Annotated in this window: 1 protein-coding gene; it reads left to right on the top strand. The window is 52.8% G+C overall.

The features are described 5' to 3' along the window. A partial coding sequence (locus tag V6256_RS15220) for an Ig-like domain-containing protein (RefSeq protein WP_341599108.1) occupies window positions 1-436 on the top strand: 436 nt, incomplete at both ends.

The following is a 436-nucleotide window of genomic DNA, read 5'->3' as shown; positions in this document are numbered from 1 at the left end:
ACGCCTGATGCGCCATTAGCGGATGGTACGGAAGTGAGCGCGACAGCAACGGACTCAGCGGGTAATGAAAGTGGCCCAGTAACGGCGACAGTGGATGCAGCAATTAATGTGACGATTGATGAAAGTAGCCTAGCGGATACCTCTGATAACACGCCAATCTTAACAGGTACCGTGGATACGGACGCTGACAGCGTGACGGTGATGATTGGTGGTCACTCTTACGATGCGACTGTGGATACAGCCAATGGCAGTTGGAGCGTGGGCGTAACGACACCACTTGCAGTAGATGGTGATTATACGGTGACGGTGACAGCGACGGATGCGTTAGGTAATACAGATGAAGTCACCGGTGATTTAACCCTTGATACGTCAGCGCCAGGTGCGCCAACGGTTGATGAAACGAACGGTAAAGGTAGCTTAACGGGTACGGCAGAGC

The sequence above is a fragment of the Psychromonas aquatilis genome, from assembly GCF_038155185.1.
Taxonomy (GTDB): domain Bacteria; phylum Pseudomonadota; class Gammaproteobacteria; order Enterobacterales; family Psychromonadaceae; genus Psychromonas; species Psychromonas aquatilis.
The sequence above is the reverse complement of the archived record's forward strand: the minus strand, read 5'-3'. Positions and strand labels throughout refer to the sequence as shown.